The following is a 19,323-nucleotide window of genomic DNA, read 5'->3' on the forward strand; positions in this document are numbered from 1 at the left end:
CTTATTTCGATATATCGTTGACCTATTTGTTGATCGGGTATATTTTTAATTGAACTATATTGACTGATAATATATTTTATTCGGTGTTACTGGTGGGTAACTTAGTCCGAAGTACCCAACCTCTTGATGGTTTTCTCGACTAGGAGGACCGTAGTGAGTCACTACAAAAGCAACGTTCGCGACCAGGTTTTTAACCTCTTTGAGGTGTTGGGCGTGGACAAGGCTTTCGGTACAGACGAGTTCAGCAATCTGGACGCCGACACCGCCTACGAAATGTTGACCGAGGTCAGCCGTCTGGCCGAGGGACCCGTCGCCGCGTCGTTCGCTGAAGGCGACCGCAACCCACCAGTATTCCACCCCGAAACTCACTCGATCACACTGCCGGAGTCGTTCAAGAAATCCTGCAGGGCGGTGGCCGAAGCCGGTTGGAGCAAGGCCGGCATCGACGAGGCACTCGGTGGCACGCCGATGCCCAAGGCGCTGTTATGGGCACTGCACGAGCATCTGATGGGCGCCAACCCGGCGGTGTGGATTTATGCTGGCGGTGCCGGCTTCGCTAACATCCTCTACCACCTCGGCACCGAGAAACAGAAGAAGTGGGCGGTGTGGGCTGCCGAGCGCAATTGGGGTTCGACCATGGTGCTCACCGAGCCAGATGCCGGTTCGGATGTGGGTGCCGGCCGGACCAAGGCCGTTCATCAGGAAGACGATTCCTGGCACATTGATGGGGTCAAGCGATTCATCACCTCGGGTGACTCCGACGACCTATTCGAGAACATCTTCCACCTCGTGCTGGCCCGCCCCGAGGGCGCCGGGCCTGGCACCAAGGGGCTGTCACTATTCTTCGTGCCCAAGTTCCTGTTCGACTTCGAAACCGGTGAGCTCGGCGAACGCAACGGGGTCTTCGTCACCAACGTCGAGCACAAGATGGGCCTCAAGGTGTCTGCCACTTGTGAGCTGTCCTTTGGCCAGCACGGCGTGCCCGCTAAGGGCTGGCTGGTCGGCGATGTGCACGATGGCATAGCGCAGATGTTTGAGGTCATCGAGCAGGCACGCATGATGGTCGGCACCAAGGCGATTGCTACCCTGTCGACCGGCTATCTGAACGCGCTGGAATACGCAAAGTCCCGCGTGCAGGGCGCCGACCTGACCCAAATGACCGACAAGACCGCACCGCGGGTAACCATCACGCATCACCCTGATGTGCGCCGGTCGCTAATGACTCAAAAGGCCTACGCCGAAGGTCTGCGAGCGCTGTACCTCTACACAGCCACGTTCCAGGATGCAGCAGTGGCCGAAGCGGTGCACGGCGTGGACGCCAAGCTGGCGGTCAAGATCAACGACCTGATGCTGCCGTTAGTCAAAGGGGTGGGCTCCGAGCAGGCCTACGCGAAACTCACTGAGAGCCTGCAGACCCTCGGTGGTTCGGGCTTCCTCCAAGACTACCCGATTGAGCAATACATCCGCGACGCGAAAATTGACTCGCTGTACGAAGGCACCACCGCCATCCAGGCGCAGGACTTTTTCTTCCGCAAGATCGTCCGCGACAAGGGCGTGGCACTGTCCTATGTGTCGGGACAAATCCAGCAATTCGTCGACAGCGAGACTGGTAACGGTCGGCTGAAAAGCGAACGCGAACTGCTGGCCAAGGCCCTAACCGACATCCAGGGGATGGAAGCCTCACTGACCGGCTATCTGATGGCAGCTCAGCAAGACGTCACCAGCTTGTACAAGGTGGGTCTGGGGTCGGTGCGCTTCCTAATGAGCGTCGGTGACCTGATCATCGGCTGGTTGCTGCAGCGCCAGGCCGCGGTGGCGGTGCAGGCACTCGATGCCGGCGCTAGCAGCGCTGAGCGTTCCTTCTACGAAGGCAAAGTCGCGGTGTCGTCATTCTTCGCGAAAAACTTCTTGCCACTGTTGACCAGCACTCGCGAAGTGCTTGAGGTGCTGGACAACGACATCATGGAGCTTGACGAAGCCGCCTTCTAGTAGTCGATGACAAGCGGAACTGCAAGGTCCCCCGCTTCAACGTTGAAGCGGGGGACCTTAAGTCCGGTAGTCGCTAAATATTAATCCAGTAGTTACCGTATATTAACGGTATATTAACCGTAGTCACTATATATATATTAATTCTTCTCTAAAAAGATATTAAGTTTTCTCTAAAAGAATAAAGACGGTGTCGGATCCCCTCGCTCCAACAACGGCCTGTTCGGGCGCCCGGTCTGCGTCGACTGACCAGCGATCGACCCAAGCATCCCCCGTCTTGCTGTCTGGATCGGGGATTCAATCAGACACGGAAGCCCTCCCAGCCATCGAATATCCATCTAGCGTAAGGACCAACCGCGCAGCACAAAATTCTCGCGCCACCGCCGGTCATCGCTTCGTGGTTAGGTCAGCTGGTGACCTGACATCAAGCCTCCAGAATCACAGCTACACCTTGGCCGCCGGCGGCACAGACCGAAATCAAAGCCCGCATCGGCCCGCAACCTTTTTGCGTTGCCTTCTGCTCAGCAAGTTGTTTTGCAGTCTGAACAAGGATACGTCCACCCGTGGCAGCAAAGGGATGACCGGCAGCCAATGATGAACCATTGACATTGAGCTTGGACCGGTCGATCGGGCCAAGAGCGGTATCGAGGCCCAGACACTGCCGGCAATACTCCTCGGACTCCCACGCCTGCAAATGCGCCAGCACCACCGAGGCAAATGCCTCGTGAATTTCGTAGAAGTCGAAATCCTGAAAGCTCAGCCCGTTGCGGGCTAACAGCCGAGGTACCGCGTAAGTCGGCGCCATCAGCAGGCCGTCATTTCCGCTGACGTAATCAACCGCGGCGATCTCCGCATCTACCCAGTAAGCAAACGGGGTCAACGAATGCGCAGCAACCCATTGCTCGGTGGCGAGCAACGCTACCGAAGCGCCGTCGGTCAGCGAAGTAGAATTTCCCGCCGTCATCGTCGCATCACCGGCCTGAACTCCGAAAACCGGGCGCAACGTGGCTAACTTTTCCACATGAGAGTTGGGCCGTAGATTGTCATCGCGGTAGAGCCCCAGAAACGGCGTGACCAGATCGTCGAAGAAGCCCCGATCGTAAGCGGAGGCCATATTGCGATGGCTAGCGGCAGCCAGCTCGTCTTGATCGACCCGCTTGATCCCCATTTTCTTGGCGGTGATGGCGGCGTGTTCTCCCATGGACAGCCCAGTGCGGGGCTCACTGTTGGCGGGGATTTCGACCCCGATATTGGCAGGCAATGCGCCCACCAGCTTCAGCCGTTGCACGTTGGATTTGGATCGGCGCAGCTTCAGCAGGTTGCGGCGCAGGTTGTCACCCAGGCTGATCGGCACGTCCGAAGTGGTGTCGACTCCGCCGGCAACGGCCACCTCATAGCGGCCAGCTGCAATGCCATCAGCTGCCACAATCGCCGCCTGCAGACCAGTTGCACAAGCCTGCTGCAGGTCGAACGCAGGTGTGTATGGCGACAGTTGCGACCCCAACACGCATTCACGCATCAGGTTGAAGTCGCGGCTGTGCTTGAGCACAGCACCGCCGATCACCATGTCCAATCGTTCGCCGGCCAGCCCGAATCGGTCCACCAGACCACTTAGAGCCGCGGAGAACATGTCCTGGTTGGACGCTTCGGCATAGGCGCCATTTGATCTCGCGAACGGGATCCTATTGCCGCCCAACACGGCGACTCTTTGCTTAGCGAACGTGGTCCTCTGAATAGTCTTGTCACTTGCCACAGAACTTGCAGGGGCCACTTGTAATCTCCGTGTCTCTCCGAGCATATCAGTTAGGGGATAAGCTGTTGGGAGTCACACTACCCGCTGTTCTTACTCTCAAGTAAGTTTATTTACCTCGATAAGGTTTGGCTTAAACGGAAGGCAGCTCAGTGGCCCCCAAGTGCTCATCGGATCTGTTCTCACAGATTGTCAGCTCCGGTCCGGGATCGTTTGTGGCGAAACAACTTGGCGTTCCGCGGCCCGAAACACTTCGACGCTACCGGCCGAGCGATGCACCGCTATGCGGATCCCTGCTAATCGGCGGTGACGGCAGGCTGGTAGAGCCGTTGCGTGCGACGCTAGAAAAGGACTACGACCTGGTAAGTAACAACCTGGGCGGTCGTTGGACCGACTCATTCGGCGGGCTCGTCTTCGACGCCACCGGTATTACAGCGCCGGCCGAGCTTAAAGGACTGCACAACTTTTTCACTCCCCTACTGCGCAATCTTGGCCGCTGTGCACGCGTCGTGGTCATCGGCACGACACCCGACGCGACCACCAGCACCGACGAACGAATCGCGCAGCGCGCGTTGGAGGGTTTCAGCCGCTCACTGGGCAAGGAATTGCGCCGCGGCGCCACCGTGGCGCTGGTGTATCTATCACCGGACGCCAAACCGGCCGCCACGGGCCTGGAGTCCACCATGCGGTTCATCCTGTCGGCCAAGTCGGCCTACGTCAACGGCCAGGTTTTCTATGTCGGGGCAGCCGACTCCACCCCACCGACCAATTGGGACCGGCCGCTGGAGAACAAGGTAGCCATCGTGACCGGTGCCGCACGCGGTATCGGCGCGGCCATCGCCGAGGTGGTCGCCAGGGATGGCGCCCGGGTCGTCGCGATCGACGTGGAATCCGCAGCTGAGGCGCTGGATGAAACCGCCAATCGGGTCGGTGGCACCACACTGTCACTCGACGTCACCGCGGATGATGCCGTCGACAAAATCACCGAGCACCTACATGACTATCAAGGCGGGCACGCCGACATCTTGGTCAACAACGCTGGTATCACCCGTGACAAACTGTTGGCCAACATGGACGATTGCAGATGGGATGCCGTCTTGGAAGTCAATCTTCTTGCCCCGCAACGTCTTACCGAAGGATTAGTCGGGAACGGCAGCATAAGCAAAGGCGGTAGGGTGATCGTCCTGTCGTCAATGGCCGGCATTGCGGGCAACCGCGGTCAGACGAACTACGCCACCGCTAAGGCCGGGGTGATTGGTCTCACCCAAGCACTAGCACCGGGACTGGCCGAGAAGGGCATCACGATCAACGCCGTCGCACCGGGATTCATCGAAACTCAAATGACGGCAGCTATCCCGCTGGCCACCCGCGAGGTAGGACGCCGACTGAACTCGTTGCTGCAGGGTGGCCTGCCCGTAGATGTTGCTGAGACCATTGCCTACTTCGCTATACCGGCGTCCAACGCGGTGACAGGAAACGTTATTCGTGTATGTGGCCAGGCAATGCTCGGTGCATGACCTCACCGAATCGTTCCACCCGACGCTAAAACGAAAATCTCTGTGCGAAAACACTTACACCAACATAGTCAGATCAACCAAATGCTATGATAATTTGGCTGATAATATCGCTTATCATGCATCCTCCTATCGTGGCAGCTGTATAACAAATCATAGTGACCAAAATTTATGGTAGTCAGTGATATTAATGGAGATGCCAACGCTATTGCATTGGCTGATCAAAAGTTGTCAAATTACGCGTGCCACGGTGCAGTCAAACTTTTGAGGCTTCTTACGGCTTTGCAAAGCAGAATATTGCGACATCCAAAGGGTCGTAATAATATCCAAAGAAGTTTGTCGTACCCAATAGAGCAGTGCTGACATCATCGCTAAGACTCACCAAGATTGCGGACAATTCAACGAATACGAGCTCCTCATACCTTTTCCATTGGATGTAATCGTACCAACACCCCGATTCCACCTGCCTGTGCGGAATCCTAGCGTTGGTGGCTACGCGCTTCACCATGTTGCTTGCTAGACGTCTCTTAAAGGATGTAGAGAGAAAAAGAAGAAGACAGCAGGTGTCGTCGTTGCCATGATATCCGGGTCCGGACGGTATAACAGCCGCGAAGAAGAGCTTCGGCGGGATCTTAAGTGCCAGAAAGGAAAAACTTACCACGTGCCAAATTGGATATAGGCTGGGTCGGTGACTGATTGCATGATTTCCTCCGCTGCTGTTTCTCTTCAGGGATCGGAAACCTTAAGTGGTACTTAACTATTTGTGCATCAGTCCGCTGAGTTGACTAGCACTCTCACTCCAGAAGAACATTGAAACGGCTTGGTGACGGAGTCTCTGATCATGCAAAAGAGTTTCCCTCCAAAATCCTAGAAATGCCAAACCAATTCGGTTACCCCGTGAGGATATGTACGCATACCTTACGGATCCGCAAGGACCCTTGGTACACACCCAATGTCAACACCCTGCACAACCTCGGGTCATATATAATATTGGTGTATGATACTGATGTCATCGAAATTGCCTTCTTGAAGGCTGAACGAACTTGACATTCGGATTCGTCTTACGACGGTTAAGAAGGCATTTTTCCGTCAAGGAGAACACAGTGAACCAGCCAAGCGGCTTGAAGAATATTTTGCGCGCGATCGTCGGGGCATTACCACTTCTGCCCCGGACAGACCAGCTGCCCAGCCGGACGGTGACCATCGAAGAACTACCCATCGACCACACGAACGTGTCGGCCTATGCGTCGGTTACCGGTCTACGGTACGGCAATCACGTGCCGCTGACATACCCGTTCGCGTTGACTTTTCCCGCTATGATGTCCCTGGTGACTGGATTCGACTTCCCCTTCGCCGCAATGGGATCAGTACATACAGAGAATCACATCACGCAGTACCGGCCGATCGCTGTGACCGACGTCGTCGGTGTGCAAGTGCATGCCGAGAACCTCCGCGAACACAGAAAGGGCCTGCTGGTAGACTTAGTTACCGACGTCAGCGTCGGTAACGACACCGCGTGGCATCAGGTGACTACCTTCCTACACCTGCAACGCACCAGCTTGTCCGACGAGCCCAAACCACCGTCCCAGAAACAGCCCAAACTTCTCCCTCCGAGCGCTGTACTGCAGATCACCCCCAGGCAAATCCGCCGCTACGCCGCTGTCGGCGGTGACCACAACCCAATCCACACCAACCCGATCGTTGCCAAGTTATTCGGATTCCCTACTACCATTGCGCACGGGATGTTCAGTGCCGCAGCAGTATTGGCTAACATCGAAGCTCGACTTCCGGATGCTGTGCACTATTCGGCCCGGTTTGTCAAGCCGGTGGTGTTACCCGCCACCACGGGGCTCTATGTCGACGAAAGCGCTGGCAACTGGGACCTCACACTGCGCAATATCGCCAAAGGCTACCCGCACCTGGCAGGTACCGTGCAAGGCGTGTAAAGCACACTAATCGGTCTTCGGCGCTGCATCGTCGCGAAATCCCCCTAAGCAGTACTGCAGTCTGTACGCGTAAGCCGCGGTTAGCAGAAAACGAGAAAAAGCCAGAATGTGAGGCCGGGCGAGTTCCCAGACAAAGAGATGGCCGCCCAGATAGGCGAGCCCGGGGTAACCCGCAAGTACCCCGGCTGTACCAGCCAGCGAAACCGCAAGCATATGCAGGTGCGTCCCGGAAAGCCAATCAACAACACCAACACTACTCCCGCTGCCACGTTGGTGGCCAGCGTCGGGGTAAGCGTTACGCCGGCCTCACCTCCGCGCAAGAACCATGCGGTCAGCAGCGACTTCAAAACCAGAAGCACGAACACTGAGAACAGGGTGATCCCGCTGGCCAGACGGACCGTTAAGATACTTCGGCCGTTGCCCAGCAACATAACAGAGGGCACCAATGCAAGCAAAAGCCCACAACCCGCCCCGACGCTGACAAGTGCCGATATTGCAGCCCGGTTAGCATCATTGCGACAGCCGGATGGTTCGGCCAGGCACGCCAACCATCCGTTTGATCAGCCCAGCAGCCGCATGTGCGGCTAACACGCCAGCCAGCCGGAACAGCGTAAACTGCACCTAGCTCGCACCAATCGCAGCAGGGTAGCAAGATCTCACGATCGTGGCACGACAGCCGCTTCAGCCACCTGGTCACCTGGCGAATTAGCGGGGAGCGCCTTCCCGACCTAGGAATGCCCTAGAGCCAATCAGGAGCACTTACAGCACTGCGGACGCAATATTCTTCATGACAATCGCGGTTGTCCGGTTACCACGAACGTATCGTGAGCACCACGGTGGTCGGCACCTCGGAAGCGGGCAGCGTCGCACGACCAACTGCAAAGGCGTCGCCGATCAGCAACCCCAGCGCGAGGCGGACTGGACTGCTGGCGATGAGGACTTCGGAAGAGACGGAAAGTTCAGCCACGGCACGAATACGCTAGCCATACGCTAGCCAGCAACAATGCTAGGGCCGAAATCTCGATCCGCGGGTGCGCCCTTGAGGCCGTGCCAGAACAGGTTAATCATCAGCTCGGCGGCCTCATCGACAGCGATGTCACCGGTCGTGAGCCGGGTGGCCATTGCCTCACCAGCGCCCACCAGCGCCCCGGCCATTATCTCGTATTCATGGTCCGGTCTTGAGCTGCGAGTGCCTACCCGCATCAACCCAGCCACCAATTCGGTGATCTGATCGCGTGCTTCACGCACCGTCTGAGCGAACGCCGGCAAGCTCATCGCCTGGATGTACATCACGATCCACGACGCCCGATTCGCGTCGATGTAACGTAGGAACGACACGATTGTGTTGCGTAGCAAGTCCTTCGGACTCTGCGTGAAGTCGATATCAGCACGCACCATAGCGATGAATCGGCTCATCTCGCGGTTTAGGCAGGCGCCGAAGAGGTCTTCCTTGGAGCCGTAATACAGATACAGCATTGGCTTGGAAATCTGCGCCTCAGCGGCGATGGCGTCCATCGAGGTCTTGTGGTAACCGTTGACCGAGAACATCTGCACCGCGGCGTCCAACATTTGCTGCTCGCGAACAGCACGCGGTATCCTCTTTGCACCACCTGCCATCGCATGCCCCTTTAGCGTGGACGCTCTTACTCCAGAGTAAACACCGACGCAGCTGCCACGCAGACTGTGCTAGCGCCCGCACCCCGGGCCGGGACCTTTTATGGTGGCTACCCGCACGACTGAAGCGTCGACGGCCGACATCGCTAATTCGCCCGCGGATACCACCTTCTCTAGCCGGTCCAAGACTGCAGGCACTGTCTGGGTGCTGACCCACAGCGCGATGTCGGTGCCAGCTTGCAAGGTGCGTAGCACAGCGTCAGCCAGCCCGTAGCGGTCAGAAATCGCAGCCATGCTGGACACATCGTCACTAAAGACCGGACCATTGAAAGGTGGGGCCCCGTAGTTAGCGCCAGTGCGCAGCAACTGCACCGCGGCGGGGCTCAAACTCGCTGGGTCGTCACCGGTCAGCCCGGGAACGTCCAGATGACCGAGCATCACTCCGACCGGGGCATCGGCCACCAACGTCCGGTAAGGAACCAAGTCGTTGGTTTGCAGGTCTTGCAGCGGCGGCGTGGTGACACCGCCAGTGTGCGAATCTCCCGAACCATGCCCATGACCGGGAAAATGTTTGAGTACAGGCAGCACGCCAGCGTCACGCAGACCCCGCGCGTACGCCCCAGCGTAGGCTGTAACGACGGCCGGGTCCGAGCTAAATGAGCGGCCACCGATAACGCTGTCGTCCGGGGCGTCGGTCACGTCGACGACTGGGGCGAAATCGATGGTGATCCCCAAATCGCGCATCTTGTGACCACGGTCCAGCGCCATGTCGTAGACCTGGTCAACAGTGCTGGTCTGTGCCAGCACCCGAGCCGAAGGCGCCATACCTATCAGCGACTTCAACCGCGACACCCGACCACCTTCTTCATCGACGCTGACCGCCAGCGGCAGCGGTCCCGGATTGCGGGCGATGTCTGTCAGCGCGCCGTTGATCAACATCGACAAGTCTGTCCAGCTGCCGATCATGATGCCGCCGACGTGGTGATCGGTGACAACGGCCTTGGCATCGGCCGCATCACGTACGCCTACCATCAGCAGCTGGGCCAGCTTGTCGCGGGTGGACAGGGTCCCCGGCACAGATGCCGGGAGATCGACGCACGCCGGTGTCAGCGCGGCGGCGGTAAGCTCCCCGGCTACGATCGACGCCGAGTCAGGAGCCTGTGCAACATCGTGGCCACAAGTCACCACCAGGGCCGAGGCGGCAGCAAGCACAATCAGAGTGCGCGGAAAAGCCATCAGACCATGGTGTCATGGCCGGTATTCGTACGCGCCCCACCCCACCTGGCACCCGCTGACCGGGGTGGGGTGACGACCGCGTTCATGCTGATCGGTCCTCTGCTAGGTTATCGCTATCCACGATCGCGCACCCCGAGGAGCCATCGATGAGCCGGATCGTTGCGCCCGCAGCCGCCAGCGTAGTAGTTGGTCTGTTGCTTGGCGCTGCCACAATCTTCGGGATGACATTGATGGTGCAGCAGGACACAAAGCCACCACTGCCCGGGGGCGATCCGCAGTCCTCAGTACTCAACCGGGTCGAGTACGGCAACCGTACCTAATCCGGCGACGATGCGGTCGGGTACGGCGACCCGGGAAGAAGCCGAGCAATCCAGCTCGGGCCCGGCGGCAGCGGCCACCGAGGCGGGGCCGGTAAAAACGCTGGCGGACTCGTCTGTGGCGGCAATGTCGCGTTGGTGGTTGGTGTTGGTCGGGGTCGTCGCGGTGGCGTTGACGTTCGCGCAATCCCCGGGACAGATCTCCCCCGATACCAAACTGGACCTAACCACCAACCCGCTACGCTTTCTGGCCCGCGCGACCAACCTGTGGAATAGCGACCTGCCGTTTGGTCAGGTGCAGAATCAGGCCTACGGCTATCTGTTTCCGCACGGCACCTTCTTTCTCATCGGACAGCTACTGGGATCACCCGGATGGATAACCCAGCGTTTGTGGTGGGCGCTGCTGCTGACGGCCGGGTTCTGGGGACTACTCCGAGTCGCCGAGACACTGAGCATCGGCAGTCCAACTTCACGCGCGATTGGCGCGGTAGCGTTTGCGTTATCGCCACGGGTGCTGACCACACTGGGGTCGATCTCGTCGGAAACTCTGCCGATGATGCTGTCGCCGTGGGTGTTGCTGCCCACGATTCTAGCTTTGCAGGGAGCTCCGGGCAGGTCGGTGCGGACACGTGCCGCGCAGGCGGGGCTGGCGGTCGCGTTGATGGGTGCAGTTAACGCCATTGCAACGCTGGCCGGTTGTCTGCCTGCAGTGATCTGGTGGGCTTGTCACCGACCGAACCGCTTGTGGTGGCGTTATACCGGGTGGTGGCTGTTAGCACTGTGTTTGGCAACGCTGTGGTGGGTGGTGGCACTGGTTCTGCTGCACGGCGTCAGTCCCCCGTTCTTGGACTTCATCGAATCCTCCGGCGTTACCACGCAATGGTCGTCGTTAGTTGAGATGCTGCGCGGCACCGACAGCTGGACACCCTTCGTGGCACAGACCGCTACCGCGGGCACACCACTGGTCACCGAGTCGGTGGCCATCCTGGGCACCTGCCTGGTAGCGGCGGCCGGATTGGCCGGGCTGGCTAGCACTGGGATGCCGGCTCGAGGTCGGCTGGTAACGATGTTGGTAATCGGAGTGGTATTGCTATCCGCCGGCTACAGCGGTGGGTTGGGCTCGCCGCTGGCGCAGGCGGTGCAGGCGTTCCTGGACTCCAGCGGCGCAGCACTGCGCAACGTGCACAAACTGGAGTCGGTGATCCGAACCCCGTTCGCATTGGGCATCGCCGGGCTTCTGGGCCGAATCCCCCTACCGGGCAGCGCGCCGGTATTGGTGTGGCTGAGCTCGTTTGCCCACCCCGAGCGCGACAAACGAGTCGCCGCGACAGTGGCGGTGTTAACCGCACTGTTGGTCAGCACCTCGTCAGCGTGGACGGGTCGGCTCACCCCGCCAGGCACGTTCAGTGCGATACCGCAATATTGGCACGACACCAGTGACTGGCTCAGCGAACACAACACGGGAATACCGACACCTGGACGGGTGCTGGTGGTACCGGGCGCGCCGTTCGCCACTCAGGTGTGGGGCACCAGCCACGACGAGCCGCTGCAGGTGCTCGGCAATAGCCCATGGGGAGTGCGCGACTCCATCCCGCTGACTCCGCCGCAGGCTATCCGGGCGCTGGATTCGGTGCAACGGCTATTCGCCTCCGGACGCCCGTCGGTTGGCCTGGCCGATACCCTTGCCCGCCAAGGCATTTCCTACGTGGTGCTGCGCAACGATCTGGATCCCGACACGTCGCGCTCAGCTCGCCCGATCCTGGTACACCGGGCCATCGCCGGGTCACCGCAGCTGGAAAAAGTAGCGCAGTTCGGTGCACCAGTGGGCACCAACATGCTCAAAGGTTTCGTTGCCGACAGCGAATTGCGTCCCTGGTACCCAGCGGTGGAGATCTATCGGGTGGCCGTTAGTGATGGGACCAATCCCGGCAAACCCTACTTCGCCGACACCGACCAACTTCCCCGCATCGACGGCGGACCCGAAGTGCTGCTGCGTCTTGACGAACGGCGCCGACTACTGGGACAGCCTGCATTAGGTCCGGCGCTGATGACCGCAGACGCCCAGTTCGCTGGTCTGCCACTACCCAGCCGGGCCGAGGTCACCATAACCGATACCCCGGTAGCACGCGAGACCGACTACGGCCGAGTAGACCAGCACTCGTCGGCGATCCGCGCAGTTAACGACGCCCGGCATACTTTCAACCGAGTACCCGACTACCCAGTCCCTGGCGCCGAAATGGTATTCGGGGGTTGGAGCGGTGGCCGGATCACCGCGTCAAGCTCGTCATCGGATGCCACCTCGATGCCCGATGTCGCTCCGGCAACCTCACCGGCCGCCGCCATAGACGGCGACCCGGCGACCTCGTGGGTGTCCAACGCACTGCAGCCCGCCGTCGGTCAATGGCTGCAAGTCGATTTTGACCACCCGGTAAACAACGCCGTCATCACCGTCACGCCCAGCGCGACTGCTGTCGGAGCACAAGTTCGGCGCATCGAGATCGAGACCGTCAACGGCACTACCAATTTGCGGGTCGATGAGGCCGGCAAGCCACTAGCAGTGGCGTTACCCTACGGTGAAACCCCATGGGTGAGGATCACCGCGGCTGCCACCGACGATGGGTCCTCCGGGGTGCAGTTCGGCATCACCGACCTAACGATTACCCAGTATGACGCGTCCGGATTCGCCCACCCGGTCAATCTACGGCACACCGCGCTGGTTCCCGGATCACCGCCAGGTTGGGCAGTTGCGGGGTGGGACCTGGGATCGGAATTACTCGGCAGACCGGGCTGCGCTCCGGCGCCCGACAACGTTCGCTGCGCGGCATCGATGACGCTAGCACCAGAAGAACCCGTCAATTTTAGCCGGACATTAACCGTTCCCTACCCGATATCGGTTACAGCAATGCTGTGGGTGCGACCACGACAGGGCCCTAAGCTGGCGGACCTGATCGCCGAGCCGAAGACCACCCGAGCCTACGGTGAAGCCGACACGGTCGACATCCTTGGTTCGGCATATGCGGCCACCGACGGCAATCCGGCCACTTCGTGGACGGCACCGCAACGGGTGGTGCAGCACAAGACCCCTCCGACACTCACCCTCGTCCTTCCGCGGCCCACCGAGGTCAACGGGCTGCGGCTAGCACCCAGCCGGTCGGCACTGCCCGCGCGTCCGACGCTAGTGGCGGTGAACCTGGGCAATGGCCCACAAGTTCGAGAGTTGCAGGCCGGTGAACCACAGGCGCTTTCGCTGAAGCCCCGAATAACCGATACTGTCACGATTAGCCTGCTCGACTGGCACGACGTCATCGACCGCAACGCGCTGGGTTTCGATCAGCTCAAACCACCAGGGCTGGCCGAGGTTACGGTGCTCGGGACCGACGGCAACCCAATCGCACCTGCCAACGCCAGCCGCAACCGCATCCGTGAGGTCACAGTAGACTGCGATCACGGACCAATCATCGCGGTCGCAGGCCGATTTGTGCACACTTCGATCCGGACCACGGCAGCAGCACTGCTGGATGGCGAACCGGTCGCCGCGGTCCCCTGCGAACGCGCCCCTATAGTACTGCCGGCAGGCCAGCAAGAGTTGTTGATCAGCCCTGGTGCCGCGTTCATCGTGGATGGGGCGCAGTTATCGACTCAGGACGGAACAGAATTGCCCAGTGCCAGAACAATTTCCGCCGATACCGGCAAGTGGGGTCCCAGTCGGCGCGAGGTGCGCGCCCCCGGGTCGGCCACCTCCCAGGTATTGGTTATGCCCGACAGCATCAACCCTGGCTGGGTGGCTCACACCAGTACCGGAGTCCGCTTGATGCCAGTTGCCGTTAACGGATGGCAGCAAGGTTGGCTAGTGCCGGCGGGGAACCCCGGCACCATCACGCTGACCTTCACCGCTAACTCGCTGTACCGACCTGGCCTGGCGGCGGGGCTGGCATTGCTACCGCTACTGGCCTTGCTTGCCTTATGGGGCAGGCGAAATGAACGGGCTGCTGACGCGGCAGCGCAACCATGGACACCTGGAGCCTGGTCCGCGGTCGCAGTGTTGTCGGCAGGAGCGGTTATCGCCGGCGCAGCCGGGGTTGTTGTGGTCGGTGCCGCTCTCAGTTTGCGGTATGCGTTGCGCCATCAGCAGCGGTGGCGCAACGGCCTTACCGTCGGTTTGAGCGCAGGTGGGCTGGTTTTAGCCGGCGCAGCGCTGTCCCGACAGCCGTGGCGATCGGTCGACGGATACTCCGGACATTCCGCGAATGTTCAACTACTAGCATTAATTTCGCTCGCCGCATTGGCCGCATCAGTGGTGTCGCCGCGGTGTGGCAGCACGGGGGTAGCTACTTGACGAGCGATAGCTACACATAGCGTGCAGTATTTGCAAGTTTATTGACGAATTGCTTTGGTGCACAGGTAAAGTACTTCCTCTAAGTTGCCGACAAACAGGATGGAGCGTGCAACTAGGCAGCAAAGCGCAGATTTCGTTACACCGAAACAGATGTTCGCGCCGCACACGACACCGGAGCTGTGATCCTTCATGACCCGAGACTCGAGTCGGCTACGGGAGTGCCAGGCACGGTCTACCAGTTGTATTGGCGGGATTTCCACAAAACGGATTTAATTGCCGGGGAGACAATCCCAACCCTCGAAGAACTCCTAGTCACACTCCCAGATATGCGGGCCAACATCGATATCAAAGCTGCCTCGGCAATAAACCCGGCTGTCAACGTCATCGAGCTGATGTATGCGCGCTTTCGGTACTGATCGGTTCGTTCTCTGATCAGTACCGAAAGCGCGCAGTACGTCTGCTGTCTAATCGGATCCGCCAGCACGGCGGACACGGGTACGTTCCTAGCGTTCCTGGCGGCGCAAACGGCCCGCAGCCAGGCAGCTGCTAGGCGGATGTTGCACGACAGTGACTGCTTCCAGTTGCTTGGCTTTGGGGTGTGGCTATAATTAGCCGGTAAGCATGCAGGCGGGGGACGCTTCAGCTTACCTGGTTCATGCCTGGACGGTTGATGAGCCGGTCACAATGCACCCACTTCTCGACATCAACGTGGCCGGCCGGCGGTTGCTTCCGCGACTATCACCGGTATTGGGGCCATGGGATGGTTTACGGCACACGAATATTGGCTGGGCGCCACTTGGTGCTCGAGCATGGCGCGGCAGCCATCTACCGCATCGCGTTTATGGCAGCCGCTACGCAGTTTCAGGCACTCATCGGGGAGAACGGGATGCTGACGGTGCTGCGATTTCTGGCTAGGCGGTCCTTCTGGAGATCACTGAACGTCTTTCATACCCGCTACTACGATGGGTTGTTCACCATTGCCTTCCGGTTCGGCGCGGCAATTGCGGCAGCTATCGTGGTCGTGGCGGCAGACTTGGCACCGTTGTGAGCCACGATGCCGATGCTGCTGACGCGCTGGGACCTTTACCTTTCGATGTCGGCTGGGCGAGCTAGTTGCTGTACGGGCTGGCGAGCCTGCTAGTTCTACCACTATGAGACACAGGCGATGCCGGGGCCGATCAGTTGGTTTTCTACCATCTACCCAAGCCACTGCACCGAATCGAGGTGTCGGGTAACTATTTTTTCCCCAGATCATCGGCCTATTCTGGTTGTTCACTCCACAGCAGATTGGCCAGCCTAGCTAAGGCGCTTATCGGTCGTCACCAAGCTGTGGCTAGTGGCATCGGACAACTTCATCTGACTCGATTAGCTGACGGTAATACTGGCCCGCAGCATGATAGATCAGTCTTGGGTCCTTCAGTGGCCGGCAACACCCCTACCCACGCAGCCGTTACTGCTGGCGTCGCAGTCGTGGTTCACCGTCTTGGCGAACATGTTCACCACCGCAGTTCTGTTCTTAAACCACACACCTGTACGCAGCAAACTATCGTTTCATCAAAAAATGAACATGTTGTTCAACCCATTTCACCTCGTGTCGTGAACACCTACGGAGCTTTCGGCAGCTTTGGCTGCATTCACCGGTAACTGGTGATCGAAGGCACCGAAGAGACGACCATCAACAAGACAGATCCATAAGGAATACGAGTTCAAAAGCAAGCCCGGCACTATATGCCGGTTGCAGCATCAATAGGTGCTCTATTAACTACGACCGGATCGCGGTAGCGCTGGAGATTAGCGAACGGCACGTAGTGATTTTTGATCAAGTGCAAGATCTATCTTGCACTTGATCAAATCGTAACCACCGTCCTCCCATATAAACACCACAAAAAGTATATGTTCTCGAATGGCTATCTCGCTTGTCTACGAGTTCCTCATTAACTCACCCTCACCAACAAAAGCCAACACCTTCGAGTCCGGCTTGGCCCACACCTCCATACCGCCGAGCAAAGCCATCAATAAATAATACATTTGAGGCCAAAAGACCAAAAAATGTTGTGCTGATACGTCGGGTACAGCTGCGCCATTCCATATCTTGATGACACCGATGTCCACCAGTCTGACATCGCCGCTGTCCATTGCCGAGCTAGTATAGGCGACTCCCGCTGGGGAGCTAGTGGAAACCTCGAATCCTGTCTCCCCGAGCTAATTACTCAGCAGGCAGACCAGATCCTGTCACTGCGACATAGCCGCCGAAGCAGTATCCGGCGATCTCTAATGTGAGCGTGTGGAGAAAAGAACTTTGGTGTAGCAGATTATCCCGACACTCACTGAATAGCGCATGTCGAACTCGGTCAGTGTCGCCGCAGCGGATTAACCCAGACGGGATTAAATTCCGCAATCAAGTTCTGAAGCACCTCAGTTCCCCCATGTAGGCTCGCCAGCGAGTGATCAAGGCAAACATCAAAACCCAGTCGACTTATTACTGGTGCGACTCCATTATAATTATATTGACGACCCTGGCCCAGCTGAACCGAGATCACTACCAGCGGGATGCTGGTGGTGGTGTCAGTGACACCACCACCAGCATCCCGCTGCATGTTGATCACACCAGGGACCAAATTCCACCGTACGACAGGTAAGCTACCTAATACATCTACATCTTCGCCATGAACGCCGTCGCTCGTTCATCCCGGAGTAAGTACGTGCCTGATGTGTGACGCCGCCAATGCCTGCACGAAACGGATGTTTCCCACACCGGGTATCCCGAAGTCGACCGAGACAACCTCGCTTTCCAGGCACTTGACCATCGGTTGAACGACTGTGCTCATCCAACATCTCCCCGGGGACACGATACTGGCAGGCTATACCCAGATGTTTCACCAGCCAGCCCAAATGAAGGAGAGGTCAGCATGTCGATCGCCACCATCAACCCGGCCACCGGCGAGACGGTCAAGACCTTTACACCGACAACCCAGGATGAAGTCGAGGATGCGATTGCTCGCGCCTATGCGCGGTTTGACAACTACCGTCACACTACCTTCACTCAACGGGCCAAGTGGGCTAACGCCACCGCCGACCTGCTCGAAGCTGAAGCCAACCAATCCGCCGCCCTGATGACCCTCGAAATGGGTAAGACGCTGCAGTCAGCTAAGGATGAGGCAATGAAGTGCGCCAAGGGTTTTCGCTACTACGCTGAGAAAGCCGAAACGTTGCTCGCAGATGAGCCGGCCGAAGCCGCCGCCGTTGGTGCGTCGAAAGCATTAGCCCGTTACCAGCCGCTCGGTGTGGTACTGGCTGTTATGCCGTGGAACTTTCCGCTGTGGCAGACTGTTCGGTTCGCTGCACCGGCGCTGATGGCAGGCAACGTCGGCCTCCTAAAGCACGCGTCAAACGTGCCGCAGTGCGCGTTGTACCTCGCCGACGTCATTGCCCGTGGCGGCTTTCCGGAGGACTGTTTCCAAACGCTGCTCATCTCGGCCAATGGTGTCGAAGCCATTCTGCGTGATCCCCGGGTCGCGGCGGCCACCCTCACCGGTAGCGAACCAGCCGGCCAGGCGGTCGGCGCCATTGCGGGCAACGAGATAAAGCCCACTGTGCTAGAGCTTGGCGGCAGCGACCCTTTCATCGTGATGCCCTCGGCGGATTTGGATGCGGCAGTTGCCACCGCGGTTACCGGACGGGTGCAGAACAACGGCCAATCCTGCATCGCCGCCAAGCGGTTTATCGCCCATGCCGACATTTACGATGAGTTCGTCGAAAAATTCGTCGCCAGGATGGAAACGCTGCGAGTGGGTGACCCTACCGACCCGGACACCGACGTCGGTCCGCTGGCCACTGAGTCGGGCCGCGCCCAAGTCGAACAACAAGTCGACGCCGCAGCAGCAGCAGGCGCAGTGATCCGTTGCGGCGGTAAACGTCCCGACCGGCCGGGGTGGTTCTACCCACCGACCGTGATTACCGACATCACCAAGGACATGGCACTCTACACCGACGAGGTCTTTGGTCCGGTCGCCTCAGTATACTGTGCCACAAACATCGACGACGCCATCGAAATCGCCAACGCTACCCCCTTTGGGTTGGGTTCCAACGCTTGGACGCAGAACGAGTCCGAGCAACGACACTTCATCGACAACATCGTCGCCGGGCAGGTCTTCATCAACGGTATGACGGTATCCTATCCCGAATTGCCGTTCGGCGGTATCAAACGGTCAGGCTACGGCCGAGAGCTGTCGACCCATGGGATCCGTGAGTTCTGCAACATCAAGACAGTTTGGATCGCATAGAACAGCCTAACCTCACGCCTAATCTAGCCTCGGTCATAACATGATTCGAGAAAAATTGGCAACTTCGAGGAAGTATTCCTCTTCCTGTAGATGAGTTGTGCAGCTGAAATGCTCTAATTTTGTGTACTGGACCCGTGGAATCCGCTGCACGAAAAGAAACGACGCATAGGTCGGGCGCTTCATCGTAGCGCACATCGATAACGAGAGTGGTCACGGTGATCCGATTAAGCTGATCTACAACGGACCACTATTTCAAAGCGCCCGCGCATGTAACACTCATTGGACCCAGCCGTCGCGTGATAGAAGACAGTCTGATCTTCTTTCACTGCGTCAAAGCTAGC

14 protein-coding genes and 1 pseudogene are annotated in these 19,323 nt (G+C 58.8%); 8 read left to right on the forward strand and 7 right to left on the reverse strand.

Annotation, left to right across the window (positions count from 1 at the left end; translation table 11 throughout):
- Nucleotides 1-153 precede the first annotated feature (153 nt).
- A complete protein-coding gene (locus ML_RS13105) occupies nt 154-1,989 on the forward strand; it encodes an acyl-CoA dehydrogenase (RefSeq protein WP_010908958.1) in 1,836 nt (611 codons plus the stop codon).
- Between the two features lie 421 nt (nt 1,990-2,410).
- On the opposite strand, the gene ML_RS13110 is transcribed toward ML_RS13105, so the two are convergent.
- Complete coding sequence (locus ML_RS13110; RefSeq protein WP_162618294.1) at nt 2,411-3,757, reverse strand: acetyl-CoA C-acetyltransferase; 1,347 nt, start codon at nt 3,755-3,757, stop codon at nt 2,411-2,413.
- 131 nt (nt 3,758-3,888) lie between these two features.
- On the opposite strand from ML_RS13110, the gene ML_RS13115 reads away from it, so the two are divergent.
- Nucleotides 3,889-5,253, forward strand: coding sequence for a 3-oxoacyl-ACP reductase (locus ML_RS13115; RefSeq protein WP_010908960.1), 1,365 nt, complete (start codon nt 3,889-3,891; stop codon nt 5,251-5,253).
- 1,100 nt (nt 5,254-6,353) lie between these two features.
- Nucleotides 6,354-7,196: a MaoC/PaaZ C-terminal domain-containing protein gene (locus ML_RS13120; protein WP_041323489.1), complete on the forward strand. Its 843-nt coding sequence runs from the start codon at nt 6,354-6,356 to the stop codon at nt 7,194-7,196.
- A gap of 80 nt (nt 7,197-7,276) precedes the next feature.
- On the opposite strand, the gene ML_RS14545 is transcribed toward ML_RS13120, so the two are convergent.
- The 4 genes from ML_RS14545 to ML_RS13140 all read right to left on the reverse strand — a co-directional run bounded on the left by ML_RS14545 (nt 7,277) and on the right by ML_RS13140 (nt 10,046).
- Entirely contained in the window at nt 7,277-7,639 is a 363-nt protein-coding gene (locus tag ML_RS14545; RefSeq protein ID WP_172591935.1) for a hypothetical protein, read from the reverse strand.
- Nucleotides 7,640-8,004: 365 nt separating this feature from the next.
- On the reverse strand, nt 8,005-8,163 hold the full coding sequence (locus ML_RS13130) for a hypothetical protein (RefSeq protein ID WP_156511872.1): 159 nt from the start codon (nt 8,161-8,163) through the stop codon (nt 8,005-8,007).
- Nucleotides 8,164-8,186: 23 nt separating this feature from the next.
- Entirely contained in the window at nt 8,187-8,813 is a 627-nt protein-coding gene (locus tag ML_RS13135; protein WP_010908963.1) for a TetR/AcrR family transcriptional regulator, read from the reverse strand.
- 69 nt (nt 8,814-8,882) lie between these two features.
- Nucleotides 8,883-10,046 (reverse strand): glycosyl hydrolase, encoded by a 1,164-nt coding sequence (locus ML_RS13140; protein WP_010908964.1) that lies wholly within the window; start codon nt 10,044-10,046, stop codon nt 8,883-8,885.
- Nucleotides 10,047-10,192: 146 nt separating this feature from the next.
- Here ML_RS13140 and ML_RS13145 point away from each other — a divergent pair, with 146 nt between their 5' ends.
- From ML_RS13145 to ML_RS14555, 4 genes and pseudogenes are all read left to right on the forward strand, one after another.
- Nucleotides 10,193-10,366: a DUF2613 domain-containing protein gene (locus ML_RS13145; protein ID WP_010908965.1), complete on the forward strand. Its 174-nt coding sequence runs from the start codon at nt 10,193-10,195 to the stop codon at nt 10,364-10,366.
- Nucleotides 10,367-10,481: 115 nt separating this feature from the next.
- Nucleotides 10,482-14,699: an alpha-(1->3)-arabinofuranosyltransferase gene (locus tag ML_RS13150; protein ID WP_010908966.1), complete on the forward strand. Its 4,218-nt coding sequence runs from the start codon at nt 10,482-10,484 to the stop codon at nt 14,697-14,699.
- Nucleotides 14,700-14,875: 176 nt separating this feature from the next.
- Nucleotides 14,876-15,115 (forward strand): annotated as a pseudogene (locus ML_RS14550) (glycerophosphodiester phosphodiesterase family protein); the annotation flags it as partial.
- A gap of 344 nt (nt 15,116-15,459) precedes the next feature.
- A complete protein-coding gene (locus ML_RS14555) occupies nt 15,460-15,747 on the forward strand; it encodes a hypothetical protein (RefSeq protein WP_064430348.1) in 288 nt (95 codons plus the stop codon).
- A gap of 872 nt (nt 15,748-16,619) precedes the next feature.
- Here the strand turns inward: ML_RS14555 and ML_RS13165 are convergent.
- Entirely contained in the window at nt 16,620-16,835 is a 216-nt protein-coding gene (locus ML_RS13165; protein ID WP_041323492.1) for a thiamine pyrophosphate-dependent enzyme, read from the reverse strand.
- A gap of 548 nt (nt 16,836-17,383) precedes the next feature.
- On the reverse strand, nt 17,384-17,527 hold the full coding sequence (locus ML_RS13170) for a hypothetical protein (protein ID WP_156511875.1): 144 nt from the start codon (nt 17,525-17,527) through the stop codon (nt 17,384-17,386).
- Between the two features lie 81 nt (nt 17,528-17,608).
- Here ML_RS13170 and ML_RS13175 point away from each other — a divergent pair, with 81 nt between their 5' ends.
- Nucleotides 17,609-18,982 carry an NADP-dependent succinic semialdehyde dehydrogenase gene (locus ML_RS13175; RefSeq protein WP_010908967.1) on the forward strand — a complete coding sequence of 458 codons (1,374 nt, stop codon included), beginning with the start codon at nt 17,609-17,611 and terminating at the stop codon, nt 18,980-18,982.
- Nucleotides 18,983-19,323: the final 341 nt, after the last annotated feature.

It is taken from the genome of Mycobacterium leprae TN (genome assembly GCF_000195855.1).
In the GTDB taxonomy this organism is placed as follows: Bacteria; Actinomycetota; Actinomycetes; order Mycobacteriales; family Mycobacteriaceae; genus Mycobacterium; species Mycobacterium leprae.